Origin of the sequence: Delftia tsuruhatensis, from assembly GCF_903815225.1 — a bacterium.
GTDB lineage: Bacteria > Pseudomonadota > Gammaproteobacteria > Burkholderiales > Burkholderiaceae_C > Comamonas > Comamonas tsuruhatensis_A.
The window spans coordinates 786749-810183 of the sequence record NZ_LR813084.1; the positions used below are offsets into that span (position 1 = coordinate 786749).

Sequence of the window (23435 nt, forward strand, 5' to 3'; positions counted from 1 at the left end):
ACCATCCATTCATGAATCCGCGCGCAGCGATGCGCGCACCGAAGTCCATGGCCGCCCGACAGGGTGCCATGCCCTGTGTCGGCCCGGACAGCCGGTACACAACCCCGGGCGCTTTCCAACCGTTGCGCCCCGCATGCGAAAACAACACGGAGACAATTGCGATGAACTGGATGGAACGGGTGTTCAAGCTCAGCGAGCACGGCACCAATATCAGAACCGAGCTGGTCGCGGGCCTGACGACCTTTCTGACGATGGCCTACATCATCTTCGTCAATCCCTCGATCCTGGGGGATGCGGGGATGCCCAAGGGGGCGGTCTTCGTGGCCACCTGCCTGATCGCGGCGCTGGGCACGACCATCATGGCGCTGTACGCCAACTACCCGATCGCGCTGGCGCCAGGCATGGGACTGAACGCCTACTTCGCCTACGTGGTGGTGCTGCACATGGGCTTCACCTGGCAGGCCGCGCTGGGCGCGGTCTTCGTCTCGGGCTGCCTGTTCCTGCTGGTGACGCTGTTCGGGTTGCGCGAGCTGATCATCAAGGGCATACCGCAGTCCATACGCATCGCGATCACGGTGGGCATCGGCCTGTTCCTGGCACTGATCGCGCTCAAGAGCGCGGGCATCGTCGCGGCTTCTCCGGCCACCTATGTGACGCTGGGCGACCTGCACAAGCCCGAGGTCATCCTGGCCTCGCTGGGCTTTCTGATCATCGTCGTGCTGGACCGTCTCAAGGTGCCGGGCGCCATCCTGATCGGCATCGTGGCCGTCACCGTCGCCTCGTTCTTCTTCGCGGGCAACGAGTTCAAGGGCATCTTCTCGGCGCCGCCCTCCATCGCGCCCACCTTCCTGCAGCTGGACATCAAGTCGGCGCTGACGGGCGGCATCCTGAACGTGGTGCTGGTGTTCTTCCTGGTCGAGCTGTTCGATGCCACGGGCACGCTGATGGGCGTGGCCAAGCGCGCGGGCCTGCTGGTGCCCAGCCGCATGCAGCGCTTCAACCGCTCGCTGCTGGCCGACAGCGGCGCCATCTTCGCGGGCTCGCTGCTGGGCACCTCCAGCACCACCGCCTACGTGGAAAGCGCGGCCGGCGTGCAGGCCGGCGGCCGCACGGGCCTGACGGCGCTGACCGTGGCCGTGCTCTTCCTGTGCTGCCTGTTCCTGGCGCCGCTGGCCGGTGTCGTGCCCGCCTATGCCACGGCGCCCGCGCTGTTCTTCGTGGCCTGCCTGATGCTCAAGGAGCTGACGGAGATCGAATGGGGCGAGACCACCGAGGCCATCCCCGCCGCCGTCACGGCCCTGCTCATGCCCTTCACCTACTCGGTGGCCAATGGCCTGGCCTTCGGCTTCATCACCTATGCCGTGCTCAAGCTGTTCACGGGCCGTGCCAAGGAAGTGCACTGGATGGTGTGGCTGATCGGAGGCGTCTTCCTCTTCAAGTTTGTGTATATCGGCGGCTGATACCGCAGCGATGCATGGTGGGGGCCCGTGCCTGGCAGCGATGCCTTGCACGGGCCTTTTTTTGCCAGGAGAGGCTATGCGGGGTAGATGGCGCCCAGGATGCGCGGGCCGCGCGCGCCCGTGACGGCAGGCAGATTGCCCGGCAGGCCCAGCAGGGCCTGGCGGGCCAGCCAGGCGAAGGCGGCGGCCTCCACCTGCAGCGGTGGCAGGCCGCGCGCGGCCGTGGTGTCCACGGCCACCCCGGGCAGCAGGGCGGCGATGCGTTGCATCAGATGGGCATTGAAGGCGCCGCCGCCGCAGACCAGCAGCTCGCGGCCGCCACGTCCGAAGCGCTGCACGGCCTCGGCGCAGGCGTGGGCCGTGAATTCGGTGAGCGTGGCCTGCACATCGGCCGGGGCCGCATCGGCCGCGCAGGCGGCGAGGTGGCCGGCCAGCCAGTCGGCATGGAACAGGTCGCGACCCGTGCTCTTGGGCGGCGGCTTGTGCAGGAAGGGCTCGGCCAGCAGCCTGTCCAGCAAGGCGGGCAGGACCTTGCCCATGGCCGCCCATCGACCTGCATCGTCGTAGGGCTGGCCCGTGTGGGCCTGGCACCAGCCGTCCATCAGCGCATTGCCGGGGCCGCAGTCGAAACCCAGCACCGTCTGTCCATCGCCATCCAGCACGCTGAGGTTGGCGATGCCGCCGACGTTGAGCGCCAGCACGGTCTGGCCAGACCGGCCGAACACGCCTTGGTGGAAGGCCGGTACCAGTGGCGCACCCTGGCCGCCAGCCGCCACATCGCGGCTGCGCAGGTCAGCCACCACCGTGATGCCGCTGAGCTCGGCCAGCAGGGCGGGGCTGTTGAGCTGCAGCGTGTAGCCCGTGCCGTCGAACATCTGCGGGCGGTGGCGCACGGTCTGGCCATGGGCGCCGATGGCGGCGATGTTGCCTGGCGCCATGCCGGTGGATGCCAGCAGCTCGCCCACCACTTCGGCATAGCTGCGCGCCAGACCGTTGGCGGCCAGGGCGGCGCGGTGCAGCTCGTCGTGGCCCTCGGGCCGGTTCAAGGCCAGCAGTTCGGCGCGCAGTCCGGCATCAAAGCCACGGCTGGCGTGCCAGAGCACCTGGGTGCCCTGGGAGAAATCCACCAGCACGCCGTCCACTCCGTCCAGCGAGGTGCCGGACATCAGGCCGATGCAGTAGCGGTGGGCGACAGAGGCGGGTGCAGCGTGGGTCATGGGGCAATGGTAGCCGCGCGGCACGGGTCGGATGCCCACAAAGGCAAGTGCCCGGAACGACAAAGGCTGCCGAGGCAGCCTTTGTTGGAGGGGCGCGGTGGCTCAGCGATGTTCAGCGCTCGCTGGCCAGGGCCAATGCCTCGTTCGAGGCCTGCAGCTCGATGCGCATCTGTGCAGCCAGCTTGTCGAAGGCCGCGCGACCGGCCTTGGAGACCGGGCGGGCGGCGTCGGTGGCCTGGACGATGGTCAGCGGGTCGCGGTGCTCGCCATTGACGCGGAATTCGAAGTGCAGGTGCGGGCCCGTGGCCCAGCCCGTGGAGCCCACGTTGCCGATGATGTCGCCCTGCTCGACGCGCTGGCCGCGCGTCACGCCGATGTGGCTCAGGTGGGCGTAGACGGTGGTGTGGTTGTTGGCGTGGTCCACGAAGATCACGTTGCCGTAGCCGTTCTGCACGCCGGCGAACGAGACGGTTCCATCGCCCACGGTGCGCACCTTGGTGCCCGTGGCGGCGGCGAAGTCCGTGCCCAGGTGGGCGCGCCAGGTCTTGTGGATGGGGTGCATGCGCATGGCAAAGCCGCTGCTGATGCGCGAGAACTCCACGGGAGATGTCAGGTAGGCCTGGCGGCGGCTCTTGCCGTCCAGCGTGTAGTAGTCGCCCTTGGCCTTGCCTTCATCCTGGAACCACATGGCCTGGACGACCTTGCCGTTGTTGTGGAACTCGGCGCTGAGCACGCGGCCCGCGCGCAGCGGCTCGCCATCGGCTTCCAGCGATTCATAGACCACGGAGAAGCGGTCGCCCTTGCGCAGGCTGCGGCGGAAGTCCACGTCGCCCTGGAAGATGTCGGCCATCTGCATGGCCACGGAATCGGGGATGGCCGCGGCATCGGTGGCGGCGAACAGCGAGCTGCGGATCACGCCACCTGCCAGGCGGGGGGATGCGGTCAGCTGACCGGTCTCGACACGGGCGCTCAGCTCGTTGTTCCTGCGCTCGACCACGAGGCGGCGAAAGCTGCCGTCCTCGTCGGGCGCCCAGCGCACGGTCAGCTGGGACAGCTGGTGGTCGGGCGTGGTCTCTGCCGTCACCAGGCGGCCCGCGCGGCCCAGCACATGCTGGCGCACCTGATCATTGCCGCGCATGAAGGCCGCGGCAGCCGGATCCGCCACGCCCAGGCGCTGCAGCAGGGTTTCGGCGGTGTCGCTGCCGCGCGTGTATTCGGAACGGTACAGGGAGATGCCCTGGATGCTGTCGGTCAGCTCGGCCAGGGTCTGTCCCTCGGCCAGCGACTCCACGGGCGTGGACAGCATGCGCACCGGCAGGTCCGCCGGATCGGGTCCCAGATTGGCCACGGCGAAGGCGCCGCCGCCGCCCGTGAGCAAGATGGCTGCCAGTGCCGCGGTGACACGCTTGGGGTGTTGCTGGATCACGGTGGTCAGTTGCGCAACAAGGGCACCGCCTGCATGCTTCAAGCCATATTTCACAACATTGAGTCCTTGGGTCGCGCGCATCCGCGTGGATGAACATGCGTGGGCTTCACCGTGGCGGGATACGCGCTCCAGACGGGCAACAAGTCCGCGCTCTGCGGTGCGGATAGGCGGGCGTCTAGAATTCGCCACAGCGAGAAAATCCCCGCAGTATACCGACGCAGTCCTACGCTGCCTGGCGAAAAACCCTTATGAATCAATCTGCTGTTACAACATTCCCGGTCACCGACGGTGTAGGCCAGGCGCTGGAAATCACCCTGCGCGGCGTGGATGAACTGCTGCCCCAGGCCGACTGGGTGCAGAAGCTGGCCCGGTCCGAGGCCACGGGCGTGCCGCTGCGCATCAAGCTGGGCCTGGACCCGACGGCGCCCGACATCCACCTGGGCCATACCGTGGTGCTCAACAAGATGCGCCAGCTCCAGGACCTGGGCCATCAGGTGATCTTCCTGATCGGCGACTTCACCACCCTGATCGGCGATCCTTCGGGCCGCAACAGCACGCGCCCGCCGCTGACGGCAGAGCAGATCAAGGTCAACGCCGAGACCTACTACACCCAGGCCGCCAAGGTGCTGGACCCGGCCCGCACCGAGGTGCGCTACAACAGCGAGTGGTGCGACAAGCTGGGCGCGCGCGGCATGATCGAGCTGTCGGCCAGGTACACGGTGGCGCGCATGATGGAGCGCAACGACTTCCACCAGCGCTTCACCGACGGCAACTCCATCAGCCTGCACGAATTCCTCTACCCGCTGCTGCAGGGCTATGACTCGGTGGCGCTGAAGTCCGATCTGGAGCTGGGCGGCACGGATCAGAAGTTCAACCTGCTCATGGGGCGCCACCTGCAGCAGGAGTATGGGCAGGAGACGCAGTGTGTGCTTACCATGCCGCTGCTCGTGGGGCTGGATGGCGAGCACAAGATGTCCAAGTCCAAGAACAACTACATCGGCATCACCGAGGACGCCAACACCATGTTCGCCAAGGTGCTGAGCATCTCGGACACGCTGATGTGGGACTGGTACACCCTGCTGTCGTTCAAGAGCCTGGCCGAGATCGCCGCGCTCAAGGCCGAGATCGCGGGCGGACGCAATCCCAAGGACGCCAAGGTCATGCTGGCCAAGGAGATCACGGCGCGCTTTCACAGCGCGGCCCTGGCCGAGGCGGCCGAGCAGGACTTCATCAACCGCAGCAAGGGCGGCGTTCCCGACGAGATCCCCGAAGTCAGCCTGTCCGGCGCGCCCCTGGGCATCGGCGCCCTGCTCAAGCAGGCCAGCCTGGCGCCGTCCACCAGCGAGGCCAACCGCCTGATCGACGGCGGTGGCGTGCGCGTGGACGGCTCGCCCGTCGGCGACCGGGGTCTGAAGCTCGATGCCGGCACCTATGTGGTGCAGGTGGGCAAGCGCAAGTTCGCGCGCGTGACGCTGCAGGCTTGAGGGCCTCTGCCCGAGCTTGTCAATGGTGCAAGCCCCGGGGGGCTGTAGTGCCTGGTTATTACCTTTGGCTATGGGTGATGCCGTCTAATTTGTTCCATTCAATGCGCCGGCCCTGGCACGGCGCGCCGTATGGAGCAACCGCAGGAGACGGCGATGAAACCATGGCTTGCAGCGGCAGCGGCCGCACTGTGCGCGGCGTCGGCCGCAGGAGCGGCTGGAGAGCGCGATGACCTCGATGCCGGCGCCAAGCTGGAGATCGCCGAGTCCCATGTCACCCTGCGGCTGACGCCCACCCATGCGCGCCGGCTGTTCATTCTGGATACGGCCTTTCCTGCGGCCCAGGCCGCCAAGACCTGGGTGGTCGATGGGCCGACAGGGCGCATCGAAAGCTCCTTCAGCCAGGCGTACTGGCCCAACTTCGCGGTTTCTCCCGACGGCAAGGAGCTGTACGCCGTCGACAGCTACTGGGAAAAGCACACGCGCGGCAAGCGCCAGGACTTCCTGGTGGTGCGCGATGCCCAAAGCCTGGACATCCTGGCCGAGATCCCGCTGCCCAGCGGCCGCCTGCTGGTGGTCACCAAGAAGCACAATTTCGCGGTCACGCCCGATGGCCGCTATGCCCTGTCCTACAACCTCGCGCCGCGCACCTCGGTCAGCGTGGTCGATCTGAAGGGTCGCCAGTACCTCGGCGATATCGACATCGCCGGCTGCGGGCTGGTCTTTGCCCATGGCGAGAACCGCTTCTCGACGCTGTGCGCCGACGGCTCGGTGGCCACGGTCCGCTTCGACGACAAGCTGCAGGCCGAGACGCAGCGCGCCGAAGGCGTCTTCGATGCGCAAAGGGATCCGGCCTTCGAACATTCGGGATGGGACCGGCGGCGCCAGCAGCTGCACCTGGTCACCTATTCGGGGGCGGTGGTCACCGTCGATCTGTCGGGGCCCGTCGCCCGCAAGCAGGCGCCCTGGCATCTCGCGACCCGGCAGGAGCGGGCGGCCGGCTGGCTGCCCGGCGGCTGGCAGGTCAGCGCCTTCCACGGGCCCAGCCAGCGCCTGTATGTGCTCATGCACAAGGGCCATGCGTGGACGCACAAGGATGCTGGCACCGAGGTGTGGGTGTTCGACGTGGCATCGCAAAAGCGCGTGCAGCGCATCCGGCTCAAGGAAAAGGCCCATTCGGTGGCGGTGAGCCAGGACGACAGGCCGCTGGTCTACACCATCGCCGAGAACACCGACATCTTCATGCACGACGCTGCAGGCAAGGTGGTGGCCAAGATCGACAAGCTGGGCATGTCGCCCCAGATCCTGACCGTGGCCGACGAGTGAAGCCATGCCATCGCTTGCACAACTGAGCCTGGTGCTGCTGCTGGGCGCTGTCTTCGCGCTGGCGGCGGCGGGCAAGCTGGCCGCCTGGCATGAACTGCCCGGCGTGGTCGGCAACTTCCGCGTGCTGCCGCAGCGCCTGGTGCGGCCCGTGGCCCTGCTGCTGCCGGTGGCCGAGACGGCCATCGCCGCAGGGCTGCAGGTGCCCGCCGCGCGTGGCGCGGCGGCCTGGGGCGCCGCCGCGCTGCTGCTGGTGTTCGCAGCGGCCCTGGCCATCAACCTGCGGCGCGGCCGGCGCGAGATCGACTGCGGGTGCTTCCGCTCGGACCTGCGCCAGCCCGTCAGCGCGGCGCTGGTGCTGCGCAATCTGCTGCTGGCACTGGCGGCGCTGGCGCTGGCCGCCTGGCCTTCGGCCGCCTTGCCGCAACCCGTCGAATGGCTGCTGGCCCCGGCGGCGGCCGCCACGCTGCTGGCCTGCTATCTGGCCACGGGGCTGGTGTTCCGGCCCGCGCCGCCCCGCTATGAAGACAACTTCCGCGCCGGCCTGGATCCCCACTGAACGACGAAGGCATGACCATGAATGACATCCTCCCCTATGTGATCGGACTGCATACGGTGCTGTTGCTGGTGCTGGGCCTGATGGTCTTCGGCCTGGCGCGGCAGATCGGCATCCTGCATGAGCGCGTCGCGCCCATGGGCGCCATGGTCAACGACCACGGACCCGAGGTGGGCGAGATGGCGCCGTCGATGAGCGTGGCCTCGCTGCAGGGTGGCATGGTGCAGATCGGCGGGCCGGCCGCCTCGGGCCGCAGCCGGCTGCTGATGTTCGTCTCGCCCACCTGCCCGGTGTGCAAGAAGCTGCTGCCCATCGCCCGGTCCTTTGCCCGGGGCGAGCGGCTGGAGGTCACCCTGGTGGGCGATGGCGACCTCGGCGAGCAGCGCCGCATGATCGAGCAGCACGGCCTGGACGAGGTGGCCTACGTCAACTCGCCCCAGGTCGGCATGGCCTTCCAGGTGGGCAAGCTGCCCTATGCCGTGCTCATCGACGGGCAGGGCGTGATCCGCGCCAAGGGGCTGGTCAACAGCCGCGAGCACCTGGAGAGCCTGGCCGTGGCCGAGGAGACCGGCTATGGCTCCATCCAGGCCTATCTCAAGGCCCGGGAACGCGTCCACGCCCGGCAGGCGGCCTGAGTCGCGCGGGCATCGCATCCGCAGGAGACACCATGAGACTGATTTCCAGGAACCCGTTCGACCGGCTTTTCGAATCGGCGTCGCGGGGCGCGGCGCAGCGTTCGTCGCGCCGTTCCATGCTCGCCTTCGTGGGCCGCGCCCTGGTCGCCACGGTGGCCGTGCCGCTGCTGCCCGTGCATCGCAAGGCGCAGGCGGCCCCGGCCTCGGCCTCGCAGCTGGCGTCGCGTTTCGCGCGCGCGGCGCAGACCAAGGACCCCACCCAATGCAACTACTGGCGCTACTGCTCCAGCGACGGCTATCTGTGCGCCTGCTGCGGCGGCGGCCCCAGCAGCTGTCCGCCCGGCACCTCGCCGTCGCCCACCTCCTGGGTCGGCTCCTGCATCAACCCGGATGACGGCAAGACCTATCTGATCGCCTACCGCGACTGCTGCGGCACCGACTCGTGCGGGCGCTGCGCCTGCCTGGGGCAGGAAGGCGACATGCCCAGCTACCGGCCGCAGCTCAACAACGACATCATCTGGTGCTTCGGCGCGTCGAGCATGGTCTACCACTGCTCCAGCGCTGCCCTGGTGGGCCTGGCGGAGTAGGCCGGGGAGCCGCGCATGCCCGGACCCGGTGCTTGCCCGTCGGCGCGCGTCCTGCTGCCGCTGCTGTGGCTGCTGGCGGGCTGCCTGCCGGCCGCCGCCCAGGTGCGGCCGGCGCCTGCGCCGCGGCCCCTGCCGGCGACGGCGGCCCTGTTCGCCGCGCACTGCGCGGGTTGCCATGGCGACAAGGGGCGCTCGGTCCGCGAGTTTCCGACGCTGGCCGGCCGCATCGGCTACTTCACGCTGCTGCCGGCGGGACGCGCCTACCTGGTGCAGGTGCCGGGCGTGGCGCTGTCCACCCTCGACGATGCACAGGTGGCCGATGTCATGAACTGGCTGCTGCGCAACTACAGCGGCGAGCAGCTGGCGCCGGACTTCACGCCCTATACCCGCGACGAGGTGGCGGCCCTGCGCCGCGAGCGCATCAACCCCTGGGCCGTGCGCGCGCAGGTGGTGCGCGCGCTGGTGCAGGAAGGCCTGCTGCCTTCGGATGACGCGCTGGCCAGCGAGCCGCTGAAACTCTACTAGAAAAGGTCTCCCCATGATGTCACTGAATCCTCCCCGCATGGCCGCAGCCGTGTGCGTCCCTTTGCTGCTGCTGTGCCGGCCCGCGCTGGCCGCGGATGTGGAGGCCGGCCGCGCCAGGTACGCGCTGTGCGCCTCCTGCCACGGCGGCGATGGCCGCTCCACCGTCATGCCCCAGTATCCGAAGATCGCGGGACAGAATGCGCCCTATACGGCCAGCGCGCTCAAGGCCTACCGAGAGGGGCGGCGCGGCGGCACGTTCGCCGCGCTGATGGCCGAAACGGCCAAGTCCCTTTCGGACGAGGACATCTCCAACCTGGCGGCCTACATCGCCACGCTGGACAGGAAGTGAAGCCACCATTCATGAGGTGACGCCATGTGCGAGGTCTATGTCCGTACCGATCCCATCAACTACGAATCGCGCAGCCATTCGGTGCGCATCCACGGCGTGATCACGACCGTGCGTCTCGAAAACGAGTTCTGGACCGTGCTGGGCGCCATGGCCCGTGGCGAGAACAGGACCACGAACGAACTGATCGCCACGCTCTACGACGAGGTCACCAAGTTCCGTGGCGAGATCGACAACTTCGCCTCGTTCCTGCGCGTCAGCTGCATGCGCTACCAGGAACTGAAGGCGGCCCGCGACGAAACGCCGCAGGTCCCGCGCCCCCAGGCGCAGGCGCCGGTGGTGGTCCCGGTGCGCAACGCCTCCTGAATGTGAATGCATATGAACGACCGCTACGACCAGGCGCCCGGCGCCCTGCACGCACCCCCGCCCGAAACGGCGGGATTCGTGCTCAACCACACCATGCTGCGCGTGCGCGACCCGCAGGTGGCGCTGGACTTCTATACCCGCGTCTTCGGCATGCGGCTGCTGCGCCGCGTCGACTTCGCCGATATGCGCTTCAGTCTCTATTTCCTGGCGCATGTGCAGGACGGCGACCCGCCGCCGAGCGACCGGGGCCAGCGCATGGCCTGGACCTTCGGCCGGCCCGCCGTGCTGGAGCTGACGCACAACTGGGGCACCGAACAGGAGGCGGGATTCTCCTACCACCACGGCAATGCCGAGCCCAAGGGTTTCGGGCACATCTGCTTTGCGGTGCCCGACCTGGCTGCGGCCATGGCCTGGCTGGAGCGCAACGGCGTGCCGTTCGTGAAGCGGCCGCAGGAAGGCAAGATCCGGGATGTGGCTTTCATCAAGGATCCCGATGGCTACTGGATCGAGGTGCTGGAGCCCCAGCGCATGCTGCACCTGGGTGAACCGGCTGCATAGCGTGCCTACGCGACCGGCTCCAGCGCTTCGCGCGTGACCTGGGCTTGTTCCAGCATCCACTGGCAGAACGCTGCCACTTCCGGCCGCTGGGCGCTGCGCGGACCCACGATCAGCCAGTAGGCCAGGGGCGATTCCAGTCGGTGGGCGGGCAGGACTTCGACCAGGTCTCCGGCCGCCAGCGCGTCGGCCACCAGCGGCAGCCGCGCAATCGCCAGGCCCTGGCCCGCCATGGCGGCCTGCACGATCTGGTGGGCGTAGTTGAAGTACAGCCAGCGCGGTGGTTGCAACTGGTCGCAGCCCTGCACGCCGAACCAGCGCTGCCAGCTCAGCCATTCGAGCTGGGGCATGCGGTGCACGTCGCCGGTCTCGATCAAGGTGTAGTGCGCGGCGTCCGCCGGTGTCCTGAGCGGCGGTCCGCCGGCCAGAAGCCGCGGGCTGGCGACCACGGCCAACTGCTCGCCGAACAGGCGCCGTGCCTGGGGCCAGCCATCGCCCGCGCGGCCATAGCGCAAGGCCAGGTCCACGTCGGTGGTGTCCAGGTCCATCACGGTGTCGCTGGTGTCGATGCGGATGTCGATGTCCGGCCATGCGCGCTGGAAGGCCTCCAGCCGGGGAATCAGCCACATGGCCGCGAAGCTGGCCCAGGTGGTGATGGCCACGCTCTTGCGCCCCACGGTCTGGCGGATCTGGCGTACCGAGGCATCGATCTGCTCCAGCGCCGGCGCCGCCGAACGCAGCAGTTGGGCGCCCGCGCCCGTCAGCTCCACGGCGCGCGTGTGGCGCAGGAACAGCGGCACGCCGACCTCGTCCTCCAGCGACTGGATCTGGCGGCTCACGGCCGACTGCGTCAGCGCCAGCTCGTCGGCGGCGGCGCGGAAGTTCAGGTGCCGGGCCACGGCCAGGAAGGCGCGCAGGTGTCCTGCGCCGATGGCGCGCGTGCGCAGCAGGGGGGCTGGGGCGGTGGTGGCATGGGGCATGGCGCTGCAGAGCATACGGCAGATCGGTGTCGCCGCACTGGCTGGCGGCGGCGCGCCACGGGCCGATAATCGCCTGCGTTGCCGGACAAGTCCGGTGTTGCACGGAACACTTATGACAGCACCTCTCGATCTCGTCATCATGGCCGCGGGCAAGGGCACGCGCATGAAAAGCCGCCTGCCCAAGGTCCTGCAGCGCCTGGCGGGCCGCCCGCTGCTGGGCCATGTGCTGGCCACGGCCGCGCAGCTCGATGCGCGCGCGGCCGTGGTGGTCACGGGCCACGGGGCCGACCAGGTCGAGCCTGCCATCGCTGCCGCCCACCAGGGCGGCGCCATGGCGTTGAAGTTCGTGCGCCAGGAGCCGCAGCTGGGCACGGGCCATGCCGTGCAGCAGGCGGTGCCCGCGCTGGCCGGCGACGGCATGGTCATCGTGCTCTCGGGCGACGTGCCGCTGACGCGCGCCGATACCCTGCGGGCGCTGGTCGAGGCGGCGGCGGGCGAACGCCTGGCCCTGCTGACCGTGCGCCTGCCCGATCCCACGGGCTATGGCCGCATCGTGCGCGGCGCCGACGGCACCGTGCAGCGCATCGTCGAGCAAAAGGATGCCAGCGAGGCCGAGCGTGCCATCCAGGAGATCTACAGCGGCATCATGGCCGTGCCGGCCCGCCACCTGTCCGGCTGGCTGGCACGCCTGACCAACGACAACGCCCAGGGCGAGTACTACCTGACCGACGTGGTGGCCATGGCCGTGGCCGACGGCGTGCCCGTGGTGGCCCACTGCATCGCCGACGCGGTGCAGGTGGCCGGCGTGAACAGCCCGCTGCAGCTGGCCGAGCTGGAGCGGGCCCACCAGCACGCCCAGGCCCGCGCACTGATGGAGCAGGGCGTGCGCCTGGCCGATCCGGCGCGCTTCGACCTGCGCGACGACCCCCGCGCCGGCCGCGTTGCCGAGCTGGTCTGCGGCCAGGATGTGGAGATCGACGTGGGGTGCATCTTCAGCGGCCGGGTGGAGATCGGCGAAGGTGCGCGCATCGGCGCCTATTGCAGCATTGCCAACGCAACGATCGCGGCGGGTGCCGTGATCCATCCCTACACGCACATCGATGGCGAAAAGGCGGGCGTCAGCGTGGGCGAGGGCGCCCTGGTCGGCCCCTTTGCACGGCTGCGCCCCGGCGCCCAACTGGGCCGCGAGGTCCACATCGGCAATTTCGTCGAGGTCAAGAACTCCACCCTGGCCGATGGCGCCAAGGCCAACCACCTGGCCTACCTGGGCGACGCCACGGTGGGCGAGCGCGTCAACTACGGCGCTGGCTCCATCACGGCCAACTACGATGGCGTCAACAAGCACCGCACCGTGATCGAGGCGGACGTGCACATCGGCAGCAACTGCGTGCTGGTGGCGCCCGTCACCATCGGCGCCGGAGGCACGGTAGGTGGCGGCTCCACCATCACCAAGAGCACCGAGCCGGGCGTGCTGTCCGTTTCCCGGGGGCGGCAGGTCAGCATTGCCAACTGGAAGCGGCCCGTCAAGCTGCCCAAGCCATGAGGGGGCCGGGCTGGACCGGATGGACCTCCTTTGCCTGACTTCACGCCCATGCCCATGAACGATTCCCCCGCCTCCCAGCCTCCCATATCACCGGCGGACCTGCTGGGCCCGCCGCGCACCCTGGAGGCCGCGCTGCTGCGCCTGGCCCAGGCCGAGCATGAGCTGCACGCCCTGCGCAGCGCACAACAGGAATGGCTGCAGGCGGTCTCCCATGACCTGCGTGCGCCGCTGCGCCATGTGCTGTCCTTCGGCCCTCTGATCGAGGAAGTGCTGGCGCAGGCCGTGCCTTCGCCGCAGGAGCTGCAGGAGGCGCGCGCCTTCCTGCAGACCATGGACCAGTCGGCACGCCGCATGGCCGGCATGCTCGACGGCCTGCTGGCCCTGTCGCGCGCTGCCCGCACGCCCATGCAGTGGCAGCCCGTGGCCCTGCAGGAGCTGCTTCAGCAGGCCTGCCAGGCCGTGCTGGCGCGGCCCCAATGGAGAGCAAGCGAGGCCGCGTCGCGACTGCAGTGGAGCTGGCCGCAGCACAGCCCCGCCGTACGCGCCGACGCCAACCTGCTGCGCCAGGTGCTCGAGGCCCTGCTGGACAACGCCGTCAAGTTCACCCAGCCCGTGGCCCGGCCGCGCGTGGCCATCGAGGTGGAACGCGATGCCGATGGCGGCATCGCGCTGAGCGTCTCGGACAACGGCGTGGGCTTCGACCCGGCGCGTGCCGGGGCACTGTTCGGCATCTTCCAGCGCATGCACCGGGAGTCGGAGTTCCCGGGCCTGGGCACGGGACTGGCCCTGGTGCGCGGTGTCATGCGTCGCCATGGCGGCGAGGCCAGCATCCGCGCCGCGCCTGGCGGGGGATGCAGCGTCTGCCTGCGCTGGCCAGGAGGGGACGTGCGGCGCTCGGATCTGGCACCCTGATGGGTGAGCGAGGGTGCAGGGCCCTCAGATCAGCGTGTCGTCCGGCTCGGGCTGCTGCTCGGCGGACCTTCGCGCGTCGCCCTGGCGCGACGCAGGGGCCGCGCCGCCCGCCATCAGCGGCGCGGCGGGAATCACCTGGTCGCGCCCGGCGTCCTTGGCACTGTACAGCGCGCTGTCGGCCGCGTTGATCCAGTCCTTGACCGACAGAAAGCTCGGGTCCGCCGCGGCCACGCCGATGCTGGCGCTCACGCGCAACTGAGGGTGCTCGCGCACGCGCAGCTGGCTCAGCTGGTTGCGGATGCGCAGCGCCACCGCATAGGCATCGTCCAGCTGCGTGTGCAGGCACAGCACGGCGAACTCGTCGCCGCCATAGCGGCCCGCCGCGTCATGCGAGCGCAGGCAATGCCGGATCGTCAGGCCGATGGCCTGCAGCACCTCGTCGCCCACGGTGTGGCCGAAGCTGTCGTTGATGCGCTTGAAATGGTCGATGTCCACGATCAGCAGGCAGGCCGAGGCCTGTGTCTGGCGGTAGTCGCGCAGTGCCGCGCGCGCCTTCTGCCACCAGTAGTCGCGGCTGTACAGCGTGGTCAGCGGATCGATGCGGCTGAGCACTTGCAATTTCACGTTCTGGCGTGCCAGCTTGCGCACCAGCTGGCGTGTGGACCAGCTGGAGAAAACGCTGTGCAGCAGCAGCAGGGGCAGCATGCTCAGCTGCACGGCCAGGCTGGCCTCCCACGAGGGCTGCGGTTGCAGCACCAAGGCCACCGCGCCGGCGGCCACCAGGGTGGCGAACAGCGACTGCAGCCAGCCGTCGCGCGTGGCCGTGTGGTTGCGGTCGGCGATGCTGATCGCCAGCAGCGCGATGCTGGGCAGCGCGCAGAAATGCATCACCGGAATCCAGCTGCCGATGATGAGCGCATCGATCTGCAGGTTGGCATGCTCCGCACGGTGGCTGTCCCGGGCGTGGCGCGCATGCAGGAAGGCGATGTGCGGCCAGACCAGCGCACTGGCCAGCACGAAGCCCCAGATCGCCGTGCTGGCACCCAGCTCGGTCATGGCCGTGCCCACGACGAGGCCGCCCAATGCCATGCTGGAAACGCGCAAGGGGTAGGTGCGGCGATGGATGCGCTGGCGCAAGGACATGGCGGTGCGAGCCGAGTGCGCGCCGATTGCCTAGCGCGTCAGAGAGTGTTGTTGCATCAATTTGTATCATTCTCCCCGGGCGCGCGCAACGACTCGCGGATTTGCGTTGTCCAAAGTTCGCGTCCAAGACACATCGCAGGCCTTTGTCCTACGCCTGCACCCCGGCCGGGTGGCTTCCGGATGGAAACAAATGCTCACAAAATGGGCTCTGCTGGCCTCATCCGGCAGGTATCGGCCCTGATGCCGGTGGCAACGGCATGGCGGTGGCGAGCTTTGCGCGCCGGACGCTGAAAAAGCTCTTGACATTGCGCACGTTGGCATCCTCGGTGAACAACTCCCGGCTCAGGGCCAGATAGGACGGCATGTCGGGCGCGGCCACCACCAGGATGAAATCGGGGCCGGCCGACACGCGCCAGCACTGTTGCACGGCATCCAGGGCCACGGCCCTGTGCTCGAAGGCGTCCAGCGCGCCACTGTCCTGGCGGTCCAGGGAGACCTCGACGATGGCCTGCAATCCGTGGCCCAGGGCCTCAGCCAGGCGCTCGGGCTGCAGGATGGCGACCTGTCGCTCGATCAGCCCGCTGTCGCGCAGCCGCCGTACCCGGCGCAGGCAGGTGGGCGGCGACAGTTGGAGCAGGCGGGCCAGGGCCTGGTTGCTGCGGCTGGCATCGGTTTGCAGCAAGTGCAGAAGTTGGAGGTCAATGGCATCCAGTTCTATGGAATTTTTTGTCATTTTTCATATGCTATTGAAATAATATTTCTTCATCGATTTTCCGTGAAATATTGATTCAAATTCAGAAGAATTCTGGCGGGAAATTTCTTTTCAATCTGCGTAGCATCCGTCGTCATCCCGAAACAAGGAGTTTGTCCATGTGTGGCATCGTCGCAGCGGTTTCTTTCCGCGATATCGTCCCCGTCCTCGTCCAGGGCCTGCAGCGCCTGGAATATCGCGGCTATGACTCCTGCGGCGTGGCCGTGCAGGCGCTGGATGCCCAGGGCGTGCACAGCCTGGGGCTGCAGCGTGCGCGCTCCACATCGCGCGTGGCCGAACTCATGGCCCAGGTCCGGCAGGACGAGGTCGCTGGCCATACCGGCATCGCCCACACACGCTGGGCCACGCATGGCGAACCGGCGGTGCGCAACGCCCACCCCCACTTCAGCCATGGCCCCGGCGTCTCGCCCGTGGCCGATGCCGACCAGCCGGCCCGCGTCGCCCTGGTGCACAACGGCATCATCGAGAACTACGAAGCCCTGCGCGCCGAGCTGCAGGCCAAGGGCTATGTCTTTGCCAGCCAGACCGACACCGAGGTCATCGCCCACCTGGTGGACAGCCTCTACGGTGGCGACCTGTTCGAGGCCGTGCAGGCGGCCACGCAACGCCTGCACGGCGCCTTCGCCATCGCCGTCATGCACAAGGACGAGCCCCGGCGTGTCGTGGGTGCACGCGCCGGCTCGCCGTTGATCCTGGGCGTTGGACAGGAGGGCGCAGAGCATTTCCTGGCCAGCGACGCCATGGCCCTGGCCGGCGTCACCGACCAGATCGTCTATCTGGAAGAGGGCGACATCGTGGATCTGCAGCCCGGCCGCTACTGGCTGGTGGGCAAGGGCGGCGAGCGGCTGGCGCCCGAGCAGCGCCCCGTGCGCACCGTGCATGCCCACAGCGGCGCGGCCGAACTGGGCCCCTATCGCCACTACATGCAAAAGGAGATCTTCGAGCAGCCGCGCGCCATCGCCGACACGCTGGAAGGCGTGCAGGCCATCGTGCCCGAGCTGTTCGACGGCGCGGCCTCGGACGGCAAGGCCGGCACGGCTGCCTGGCGCGTGTTCAAGGAAATCGACCGCGTGCTCATCCTGGCCTGCGGCACCAGCTACTACAGCGGCTGCACGGCCAAGTACTGGATCGAATCGCTGGCCGGCCTGCCCTGCAGCGTGGAAGTGGCCAGCGAGTACCGCTACCGCACCAGCGTTCCCCATCCCAGGACCCTGGTCGTCACCATCAGCCAGTCGGGGGAGACGGCCGACACCCTGGCCGCGCTGCGCCATGCCCAGAGCCTGGGTATGAAGCACACGCTCACCGTCTGCAACGTCGCCACCAGCGCCATGGTGCGCGAGTGCGAGCTGGCCTACATCACGCGCGCTGGCGTGGAGATCGGCGTGGCCTCGACCAAGGCCTTCACCACCCAGCTCGCCGGCCTGTTCCTGCTGACCCTGGCGCTGGCCCAGGCGCAGGGGCGCCTGTCCGAGGAAAAGGAGCAGCAATACCTGGCGGCCATGCGCCACCTGCCCGTGGCCCTGCAGTCCGTGCTGGCGCTGGAACCCCAGGTCATCAGCTGGTCCGAGGACTTCGCCAAGCGCGAGAACGCGCTGTTCCTGGGCCGGGGCATCCACTACCCCATCGCGCTGGAAGGCGCGCTCAAGCTCAAGGAGATCAGCTACATCCACGCCGAGGCCTACCCGGCCGGCGAACTCAAGCATGGCCCGCTGGCCCTGGTGGACAGTGCCATGCCCGTGGTCACCGTCGCGCCCAACGACGAGCTGCTGGAAAAGCTCAAGAGCAACATGCAGGAAGTGCGCGCGCGTGGCGGCGTGCTCTACGTGCTGGCCGATGCCAAGACCAATATCGACAGCAGCGAGGGCGTGCACGTGATCCGCATGCCCGAGAACTACGGCGCCCTGAGCCCCATCCTGCACGTGGTGCCGCTGCAGCTGCTGGCCTACCACACGGCCTGCGCGCGCGGCACCGACGTCGACAAGCCGCGCAACCTGGCCAAGAGCGTGACGGTGGAGTGAGGATGGCGGCAGTGCTGCAGCAAAGCTGCTGACCTCCCGCATGCCTGTGTTTTGGTGGAACGTTGCACCCTGGCGGTCACACGGTTCGCCGGGTTCAGGGGGCGGGGGCCCGCAAGCTGCCCTGCAGGCCGGCGGCCATGGCCGCATAGGGCGTGCTGCCGGTGCGCGGTGCCAGCGTCCATACGCCCGTGCCGGCCTCGCCACCCCAGGAGGCCAGCGTGTGGCCATGGTGGTCTATGAAGCTGCTGATGCCTGCGTTGTTGGCGCGCACCAGCGGTTTTTGCAGTTCGGCGGCGCGGACCCTGGCCAGCGCATGGGCCTGGGCCAGGTACAGCCGTGAAGGAATCCAGGAGTCGCTGGACGGAACGACGAGCAGGCCGGCCTGGGCTCCCTGGGCCGCGCTGAGCAGTGGCGCCGCCAGTTCGCTGCAGATCAGCGGGCCCAGCTGGACGCCCCGGACCATGAGCGCGGGCTGCCGCTCGGGACCGGCCACCATGTCCGCCAGGGGGTAGCGGTACAGCAGGGGCCAGATCCAGCGGACCCAGGCGCTACCGGGCAGGTATTCGGTGAAGGGCAGCAGCAGGCGCTTGGCGTAGGAGTGGCCGCTGCCCTGCTCATCGACCAGCACCAGGGTGTTGAGCTGGCCGGCATCGGACTGGACGTCCCCGGGAGCAAAGGCGTTTCCAGGGGCGCCGAAGAGCAGGGCCGCACCATGCTCGCGCAACCGCAGCGCCATGTGCTGGCGCAGTGCCGCCGGCAGCAGGCCGATGCGCTGGACCAGGAACAGCTCCGGGAAGACCACCAGGTCGGCCTGGGGCGAGTCCGCTGCCTGCTCCAGCGCAGACAGTGCCAGGAGCTGGTTCTCGGGCTGGTATTTCTGCGCTTCGGGCCAGTGTGTATGGACCACGCGCACGCGCAATGTCGGCCCCTGCTCCCGTGTCCACTCGGCGTGTTGCGCGGCCGTGCCGGCGCCGGCCCACAGCAGCGCTGCCAGCAACAGACGCCGTCCCGCGCCCCAGGGCCTGCGTCCCTGACGCCAGGCGCGCAACGCACGCCAGCCGCACAGCAGCAGCCCCGCCAGCAGCCACTGCAGCCAGCCGACCAGCAAGCTGCCGCCCAGGGGATAGAAGCCCCGCAGCAGCAGGTTGTCGATGGCGCCGTAGCCCCACAGACCCCAGGGCAGGGCCAGCGGACCTGTCGAGCGCAGGGCTTCGGCCAGGGTCCATGCCGTGGCCAGCAGCAACGACTCCCCCGCAGTGCCTCGCAAAGGCCTGGCCCATCGGAGGCGCAGGCAGCGCAGCAGCAGGTACAGCGATGCAAAGCACAGCAAATGGATCGCCAGCTGCAGGCCCACGATGCCCAACCAGAGCAGGGCCGATGAGAGCAGCTGGTTGACGGGGGGGCGGTACAGGCCCAGACCCAGCCAGCCCAGAGCGCCGGTGAGAAATCCCGTGCCGAAGCTGGCCAGCCACAGCAGCCGGGATCTCAGGTTCCGGGCCCGGCCCATGGCATGCACGAGCAGGGCGCCGGCGACGGGCAGCAGCGCGGCGGCCAGCCAGGGCAGGGACAGCGACAGGCCCGCGCAGAGCGCGGCGGCCCAAAGGCCTGCGCCTGTCCGCCATCCCTGGATGTGATGCACATTGGCAACATTCATTTCAATAGAAATTGACTATTGATGTGATTGATTAGTTGAGAAAATTGCATTTTTCAGGCGAAGTTGTCTGACAGAGGCAGGAGGCGGAACGCGTGCATTGCGCCTGGAGGTCAATTGGAACACCTGACGGGAATGGCGACACCCGGTAGATGCTCGGGATATTCTGTGAATTTGTGAGAATAAGAAAGTATCTGTAACAACAGGAACTATTACATTTTTTTCACAAACCGCGGGGCCTGTGCTTGCAATAATTCGCCCACTTTTCCCGAGGCCGGGTGAGTCTTTGTTTTTCTTTTGGAGGAGTATTCAATGAAATTGTCCAACAATGTGCTTTCCATGAAGAAGATACGCGGTCAAGGTATGACCGAGTACATCATCATCGTGGCGCTGATTGCCATTGCAGCCATTGGTGTCTACAGCGCATTCGGTAACGTCGTCAAGGGCCAGACCGGTGCCATGGCCGCCGAGCTGGGAGGCAAGGACGGCTCGCAGGCCGCCAATCTGGCCAAGACCCAGGCCGAAGGAGCCAACACTCGTGGCCAGTCCAAGCACACGCTTGAATCCTTCCAGGACTCCGCAGCAAAGGGCCGTTGATGATTGGCGTGAGGCCCTGTGCTTCACGCCTTTTTCATTGAGCGACCATGAGTGGGTTTAGAAAGGTTTCCGTGTTCAAGCAGTTCATCGTTTCCTCCGCGATTCTCGCCGGATGTCTGGCTTCCTCTCCTGTGGTGCATGCGCAGGACCACTCCCTTCTTTCGGGTATGCCTGGCTACAAGATCAATGGCCGGAAGGTGTCGGAATTTGGTGTATATGGAGAAGGCAACATCTTTTATTGCCAGCAGGGGAAGAAATGCACTGCCAAGGACCCCGGTTTTGATGACCAGGGCCATCTGGTGGCCGAGGGAAAGGTGACATCCATCAATTACTCGACGACGTCGCCCGCCGGGACCCTTGCCGTGTTCAGGAACTACGAGAACGCCATCAAGGCATTGGGTGGGCGCCGCCTGACACTGGGTGCAGGACACGAGGGCACGAACGTGTTCTTGATCGAGGGAAAGGGCCCACAGGTCTGGGTGGTGCTCGCCAACGACTACGACAGCAACTACAAGCTCAGTTTCATCGAAGCCAAGCCCATGCAGCAGGTGGTGACGGCCGGACAACTGGCCGATTCCATCAACAGACAGGGATTTGCCACGCTCTACATCAACTTCGACAACAACCGCTCCGAGATCCGCAGCGAGGCCAGGCCTGCGCTCGATGAGGTCGTTGCCCTGCTCAAGAACACTCCGGGGCTGCGCCTGTCCATCGAGGGCCATACGGACAACGTCGGCAACGCATCCGCCAACCAGACGCTGTCCCAGTCCAGGGCGCGCAGCGTGATGGAGGCCCTGGTCGCCTCGGGCATCGAGGCCGCACGCCTGCAGTCCAAGGGTCTGGGCAGCACGGTTCCGGTCGCCGACAACCGCACGGACGAGGGCCGGGCCAAGAACCGCCGGGTCGAACTCGTGCGCGTCAAATAGCACCCGCAACGGCAGGAGCGCGACGATGCAGACGCGGAGAACGCACCGGCCAGCCGGCTTGTCCCGGCGCCAGCGCGGCCAGGTACTGGTCTGGTTCCTGGCGTTCGCGGCCACGTTGGCCGTGGTGTTCGCGGGCGTGTACAGCGTCGGCCAGGCCACTTCGGAAAAGCAGAAGATCGTGAGCGCAGCGGACGCGGCCGCCTACTCGGGCGGGCTGGTACAGGCGCGGGCCCTGAACCTTGTCTCCTATACCAATCGGGCGGTCATCGCCAACGAGGTGCTGATCGCCCAGATGGTCAGCCTGCAGTCCTGGAACGACTACTTCAAGACGGCGACGCGCAACTACCAGTCGATTTTTCAGGCCCTGGCTGCCGTGACGGTCGAGGTGCCGCCGTTGAGCGCGGCCATCAATATCCTGGCGCAGTCCATGCGGGTCCTGAACACGGCGGCGACGCAGTCCGAAAGGGTGCTGCAGACGGCGGTGCCGGCCGTGATCAATGCCTGGGAGATGGCTTTCAACCTCTGGTACACGGGCGCCATCCGCTCCGCCTTCGTCCCGCCGCTGATGGCGCGGGCCACGCGCGATGCCTCGCAGTTCGTGCTGGACAACAGCGTTGCGACCCAGGACGGCCGCCGCGATGCGCCTGCCCACCTGGTCGAGGCCAATGCCGTCATGGCACTCAACGAGCTCGAATGGCAGCGCATGGTCCACCGCTATACCCGTGGTTCGGGCGGGCGTGACGAAAGGCGCACGGCCGCCGATCTGCTGCTGATCTCGCGCGACGATTTCTCGACGCAGCGGCCGGGTTCGGACGTTCCGTTCGTGAAGCTGTTCTTCGGCTCCGCGAGCATGTGCGTGCCTTTCGCATTTCGCATCGGCTCGGACAAGCAGGGCGTGACGCGGCTCGTGGACTATGACCGCTGGGAGGCCCAGGACACGGTGGAGTTCAAGCAGAAGATCGGCCCCAAGGGGTGCAGCTGGGGCAAGGGCACCGTGGCCGAGCCCATCGGCTGGGGACGCTCGGTGGCCGACAAGGGCGGGCACACCAGGGGCAACATGATCCCCACCGACGGCGGCGCGGGCACGCTGGCCTACAACAACACCAAGAAAAACGGTGGCTGGAGCGGCGTCAAGGAGCTCTATGACGTGCAGCGCGGCAACGACGGGCGCCCGAGCAAGCTGGAGATGTCCTACCTGGTGGTGGCGGCCAAGGACAGGGCGCAGCTGCGTACGAACGAGACGCTGGGCTTTGCCGCACGCCCCATGACGTCCCCCCTGGGCTCGCCGGACCTGCACGCCGGTTTCGCCAAGGACCAGGTTTTTTCATTGACCGAGGCACGCATCTTCTTCGAGCGTCCGCAGCGCGACAGCCAGGATGTGACAGGCATCTCGCTGTTCCGCGCCGACGGGCACAAGGAGTACGCCAGCCTCTACAACCCCTACTGGCAGGTGCGGCTCAAGGAGCCTTCCGCCGCCAACAAGACCCTGGTCTACGGCGCCTTGGGCCTGAACCCGGTGCTGTCGGGGTTCACTCAATAGGAATTGCATGCCGATGTCCAGACACAAGAAATCCGTGCTCCTGGCGGCCCTGGCCGCACTGTCGCTCGTTGCCTGCTCAAGAGAGGGCGGATCCGTATCGGACGGCTCTGCGGCGGTTGCATCCAAGGGCGCCACCACCGTGCTGATCGAGCGTGAGACGCGCTGGGATGATCCCCAGGCCTATGTGCAGGCGATCCGCAGCGTCATCGAGGATTGTCGCAACGCCAGGGCCCAGGCCGGTTCGGCGGACGGCGAGGCGACCCGGGGCGGGAGCCTGTCCGACGCCGAGATCCTGGCGTTGGAGACCACGTTCACGCAGGAGGCATTCGATGGCGTGCGCCATGCGCAGGTCAGGACCGTGACGGCCATAGACCGTGGCCGCTGGGGCCCTGGCCCGGGCGAGAGCTGCCGTCCCGTGGCGACGCGCACGCGGTCGGTGACCATTCATCCCGATGCCTGCAGCTCGGTCGAGGTCGTCTACGATCCCCAACTGCCGGGCGGCGGCAGCCGCCGGCAGGAAAGCGGGGCCTGCATGCCTGCGGCACCGGCCGCGGATCCCGCTGCCATGGCCGGCGAGCGCATGGCGATCGCCGGCACGGCGCTGCACTGCCGCTGGACGGCGCCCGAAGGCAGCCCGGGCCGGCTTTGCCTGCTCGAGCCCTGGCTCAAGTACCCGGGGTCGGACCGGGATCTTGTCGTCGAGGCCCGGCGGTTCGCACCCGCGCATCCCGTAGCCTCGGTCCAGGCCGCGCAGCAGGCCGCGCGCTCCTCGGAACGCGCCATCCGCGTGGAAGTCGGCAAATCCCTGCCCGCCGGCATCTTCGAGGTACCCGCCGATGCGCGTGGCTTTGGCGATGCGGGCCGCTGATGGGGCCG

The 23435-nt window shown here is 67.9% G+C and carries 23 protein-coding genes; 17 read left to right on the forward strand and 6 right to left on the reverse strand.

Annotated features, from left to right (window positions below):
* Positions 1 to 161 precede the first annotated feature (161 nt).
* The gene (locus L1Z78_RS03570) at positions 162 to 1460 is read left to right on the forward strand and encodes an NCS2 family permease (protein WP_234640184.1); all 1299 of its coding nucleotides are present in this window, start codon (positions 162 to 164) and stop codon (positions 1458 to 1460) included.
* Between the two features lie 74 nt (positions 1461 to 1534).
* Here the strand turns inward: L1Z78_RS03570 and L1Z78_RS03575 are convergent, their stop codons facing one another.
* Positions 1535 to 2677 (reverse strand): anhydro-N-acetylmuramic acid kinase, encoded by a 1143-nt coding sequence (locus L1Z78_RS03575; RefSeq protein ID WP_234640185.1) that lies wholly within the window; start codon positions 2675 to 2677, stop codon positions 1535 to 1537.
* A gap of 112 nt (positions 2678 to 2789) precedes the next feature.
* Positions 2790 to 4184, reverse strand: coding sequence for a peptidoglycan DD-metalloendopeptidase family protein (locus tag L1Z78_RS03580; RefSeq protein ID WP_234640186.1), 1395 nt, complete (start codon positions 4182 to 4184; stop codon positions 2790 to 2792).
* A 167-nt stretch (positions 4185 to 4351) separates the two neighbouring features.
* Between L1Z78_RS03580 and tyrS the strand changes: the two genes are divergently transcribed.
* From tyrS to gloA, 9 genes are all read left to right on the forward strand, one after another.
* Positions 4352 to 5587, forward strand: coding sequence for a tyrosine--tRNA ligase (tyrS, locus tag L1Z78_RS03585; protein WP_234640187.1), 1236 nt, complete (start codon positions 4352 to 4354; stop codon positions 5585 to 5587).
* 153 nt (positions 5588 to 5740) lie between these two features.
* Positions 5741 to 6910, forward strand: coding sequence for an amine dehydrogenase large subunit (locus tag L1Z78_RS03590; RefSeq protein WP_234640188.1), 1170 nt, complete (start codon positions 5741 to 5743; stop codon positions 6908 to 6910).
* 4 nt (positions 6911 to 6914) lie between these two features.
* Positions 6915 to 7466 (forward strand): MauE/DoxX family redox-associated membrane protein, encoded by a 552-nt coding sequence (locus L1Z78_RS03595; protein ID WP_234640189.1) that lies wholly within the window; start codon positions 6915 to 6917, stop codon positions 7464 to 7466.
* A 17-nt stretch (positions 7467 to 7483) separates the two neighbouring features.
* Complete coding sequence (mauD, locus tag L1Z78_RS03600; RefSeq protein WP_234640190.1) at positions 7484 to 8098, forward strand: methylamine dehydrogenase accessory protein MauD; 615 nt, start codon at positions 7484 to 7486, stop codon at positions 8096 to 8098.
* Between the two features lie 32 nt (positions 8099 to 8130).
* On the forward strand, positions 8131 to 8685 hold the full coding sequence (gene mauA, locus L1Z78_RS03605) for a methylamine dehydrogenase (amicyanin) small subunit (RefSeq protein WP_234640191.1): 555 nt from the start codon (positions 8131 to 8133) through the stop codon (positions 8683 to 8685).
* Between the two features lie 15 nt (positions 8686 to 8700).
* Positions 8701 to 9210, forward strand: coding sequence for a c-type cytochrome (locus L1Z78_RS03610; RefSeq protein WP_234640192.1), 510 nt, complete (start codon positions 8701 to 8703; stop codon positions 9208 to 9210).
* A 13-nt stretch (positions 9211 to 9223) separates the two neighbouring features.
* Positions 9224 to 9559, forward strand: a complete 336-nt coding sequence (locus L1Z78_RS03615) for a c-type cytochrome (RefSeq protein WP_418921671.1) — start codon at positions 9224 to 9226, stop codon at positions 9557 to 9559.
* 24 nt (positions 9560 to 9583) lie between these two features.
* On the forward strand, positions 9584 to 9922 hold the full coding sequence (locus L1Z78_RS03620) for a ribbon-helix-helix domain-containing protein (RefSeq protein ID WP_234640193.1): 339 nt from the start codon (positions 9584 to 9586) through the stop codon (positions 9920 to 9922).
* Positions 9923 to 9934: 12 nt separating this feature from the next.
* Positions 9935 to 10480 carry a lactoylglutathione lyase gene (gene gloA, locus L1Z78_RS03625; protein WP_234640194.1) on the forward strand — a complete coding sequence of 182 codons (546 nt, stop codon included), beginning with the start codon at positions 9935 to 9937 and terminating at the stop codon, positions 10478 to 10480.
* A 5-nt stretch (positions 10481 to 10485) separates the two neighbouring features.
* On the opposite strand, the gene L1Z78_RS03630 is transcribed toward gloA, so the two are convergent.
* Positions 10486 to 11457 (reverse strand): LysR substrate-binding domain-containing protein, encoded by a 972-nt coding sequence (locus L1Z78_RS03630; RefSeq protein WP_234640195.1) that lies wholly within the window; start codon positions 11455 to 11457, stop codon positions 10486 to 10488.
* Positions 11458 to 11569: 112 nt separating this feature from the next.
* Between L1Z78_RS03630 and glmU the strand changes: the two genes are divergently transcribed.
* Both glmU and L1Z78_RS03640 read left to right on the forward strand, forming a co-directional pair.
* On the forward strand, positions 11570 to 13000 hold the full coding sequence (gene glmU, locus L1Z78_RS03635) for a bifunctional UDP-N-acetylglucosamine diphosphorylase/glucosamine-1-phosphate N-acetyltransferase GlmU (RefSeq protein WP_234640196.1): 1431 nt from the start codon (positions 11570 to 11572) through the stop codon (positions 12998 to 13000).
* A gap of 54 nt (positions 13001 to 13054) precedes the next feature.
* Positions 13055 to 13912, forward strand: coding sequence for a sensor histidine kinase (locus L1Z78_RS03640; protein ID WP_234640197.1), 858 nt, complete (start codon positions 13055 to 13057; stop codon positions 13910 to 13912).
* A 24-nt stretch (positions 13913 to 13936) separates the two neighbouring features.
* Here L1Z78_RS03640 and L1Z78_RS03645 read toward each other — a convergent pair whose 3' ends face one another.
* Together L1Z78_RS03645 and L1Z78_RS03650 are read right to left on the reverse strand one after the other, a co-directional pair.
* Positions 13937 to 15055, reverse strand: a complete 1119-nt coding sequence (locus L1Z78_RS03645; protein WP_234640198.1) for a sensor domain-containing diguanylate cyclase — start codon at positions 15053 to 15055, stop codon at positions 13937 to 13939.
* 217 nt (positions 15056 to 15272) lie between these two features.
* Positions 15273 to 15788, reverse strand: coding sequence for an Lrp/AsnC family transcriptional regulator (locus L1Z78_RS03650; RefSeq protein WP_234640199.1), 516 nt, complete (start codon positions 15786 to 15788; stop codon positions 15273 to 15275).
* 137 nt (positions 15789 to 15925) lie between these two features.
* Here L1Z78_RS03650 and glmS point away from each other — a divergent pair, with 137 nt between their 5' ends.
* Positions 15926 to 17845 carry a glutamine--fructose-6-phosphate transaminase (isomerizing) gene (gene glmS / locus L1Z78_RS03655; protein ID WP_234640200.1) on the forward strand — a complete coding sequence of 640 codons (1920 nt, stop codon included), beginning with the start codon at positions 15926 to 15928 and terminating at the stop codon, positions 17843 to 17845.
* Positions 17846 to 17939: 94 nt separating this feature from the next.
* Here the strand turns inward: glmS and lnt are convergent, their stop codons facing one another.
* Positions 17940 to 19499, reverse strand: coding sequence for an apolipoprotein N-acyltransferase (gene lnt / locus L1Z78_RS03660; protein ID WP_234640201.1), 1560 nt, complete (start codon positions 19497 to 19499; stop codon positions 17940 to 17942).
* Positions 19500 to 19808: 309 nt separating this feature from the next.
* On the opposite strand from lnt, the gene L1Z78_RS03665 reads away from it, so the two are divergent.
* The 4 genes from L1Z78_RS03665 (at position 19809) to L1Z78_RS03680 (ending at position 23427) form a co-directional block, all read left to right on the forward strand.
* On the forward strand, positions 19809 to 20093 hold the full coding sequence (locus L1Z78_RS03665) for a hypothetical protein (RefSeq protein ID WP_234640202.1): 285 nt from the start codon (positions 19809 to 19811) through the stop codon (positions 20091 to 20093).
* A 314-nt stretch (positions 20094 to 20407) separates the two neighbouring features.
* Positions 20408 to 21019: an OmpA family protein gene (locus L1Z78_RS03670; RefSeq protein ID WP_234640203.1), complete on the forward strand. Its 612-nt coding sequence runs from the start codon at positions 20408 to 20410 to the stop codon at positions 21017 to 21019.
* Between the two features lie 25 nt (positions 21020 to 21044).
* A complete protein-coding gene (locus tag L1Z78_RS03675; protein ID WP_234640204.1) occupies positions 21045 to 22559 on the forward strand; it encodes a Tad domain-containing protein in 1515 nt (504 codons plus the stop codon).
* A 7-nt stretch (positions 22560 to 22566) separates the two neighbouring features.
* Positions 22567 to 23427: a hypothetical protein gene (locus tag L1Z78_RS03680; RefSeq protein ID WP_234640205.1), complete on the forward strand. Its 861-nt coding sequence runs from the start codon at positions 22567 to 22569 to the stop codon at positions 23425 to 23427.
* Positions 23428 to 23435 lie beyond the last annotated feature (8 nt).

Coding starts and splice junctions, on each gene's coding strand:
- L1Z78_RS03570 (WP_234640184.1), top strand. CDS start 162: ATGAACTGGATGGAACGGGTGTTCAAGCTCAGCGAGCACGGCACCAAT.
- L1Z78_RS03575 (WP_234640185.1), bottom strand. CDS start 2,677: ATGACCCACGCTGCACCCGCCTCTGTCGCCCACCGCTACTGCATCGGC.
- L1Z78_RS03580 (WP_234640186.1), bottom strand. CDS start 4,184: ATGCGCGCGACCCAAGGACTCAATGTTGTGAAATATGGCTTGAAGCAT.
- tyrS (WP_234640187.1), top strand. CDS start 4,352: ATGAATCAATCTGCTGTTACAACATTCCCGGTCACCGACGGTGTAGGC.
- L1Z78_RS03590 (WP_234640188.1), top strand. CDS start 5,741: ATGAAACCATGGCTTGCAGCGGCAGCGGCCGCACTGTGCGCGGCGTCG.
- L1Z78_RS03595 (WP_234640189.1), top strand. CDS start 6,915: ATGCCATCGCTTGCACAACTGAGCCTGGTGCTGCTGCTGGGCGCTGTC.
- mauD (WP_234640190.1), top strand. CDS start 7,484: ATGAATGACATCCTCCCCTATGTGATCGGACTGCATACGGTGCTGTTG.
- mauA (WP_234640191.1), top strand. CDS start 8,131: ATGAGACTGATTTCCAGGAACCCGTTCGACCGGCTTTTCGAATCGGCG.
- L1Z78_RS03610 (WP_234640192.1), top strand. CDS start 8,701: ATGCCCGGACCCGGTGCTTGCCCGTCGGCGCGCGTCCTGCTGCCGCTG.
- L1Z78_RS03615 (WP_418921671.1), top strand. CDS start 9,224: ATGATGTCACTGAATCCTCCCCGCATGGCCGCAGCCGTGTGCGTCCCT.
- L1Z78_RS03620 (WP_234640193.1), top strand. CDS start 9,584: ATGTGCGAGGTCTATGTCCGTACCGATCCCATCAACTACGAATCGCGC.
- gloA (WP_234640194.1), top strand. CDS start 9,935: ATGAACGACCGCTACGACCAGGCGCCCGGCGCCCTGCACGCACCCCCG.
- L1Z78_RS03630 (WP_234640195.1), bottom strand. CDS start 11,457: ATGCCCCATGCCACCACCGCCCCAGCCCCCCTGCTGCGCACGCGCGCC.
- glmU (WP_234640196.1), top strand. CDS start 11,570: ATGACAGCACCTCTCGATCTCGTCATCATGGCCGCGGGCAAGGGCACG.
- L1Z78_RS03640 (WP_234640197.1), top strand. CDS start 13,055: ATGAACGATTCCCCCGCCTCCCAGCCTCCCATATCACCGGCGGACCTG.
- L1Z78_RS03645 (WP_234640198.1), bottom strand. CDS start 15,055: ATGTCCTTGCGCCAGCGCATCCATCGCCGCACCTACCCCTTGCGCGTT.
- L1Z78_RS03650 (WP_234640199.1), bottom strand. CDS start 15,788: ATGACAAAAAATTCCATAGAACTGGATGCCATTGACCTCCAACTTCTG.
- glmS (WP_234640200.1), top strand. CDS start 15,926: ATGTGTGGCATCGTCGCAGCGGTTTCTTTCCGCGATATCGTCCCCGTC.
- lnt (WP_234640201.1), bottom strand. CDS start 19,499: ATGAATGTTGCCAATGTGCATCACATCCAGGGATGGCGGACAGGCGCA.
- L1Z78_RS03665 (WP_234640202.1), top strand. CDS start 19,809: ATGAAATTGTCCAACAATGTGCTTTCCATGAAGAAGATACGCGGTCAA.
- L1Z78_RS03675 (WP_234640204.1), top strand. CDS start 21,045: ATGCAGACGCGGAGAACGCACCGGCCAGCCGGCTTGTCCCGGCGCCAG.
- L1Z78_RS03680 (WP_234640205.1), top strand. CDS start 22,567: ATGCCGATGTCCAGACACAAGAAATCCGTGCTCCTGGCGGCCCTGGCC.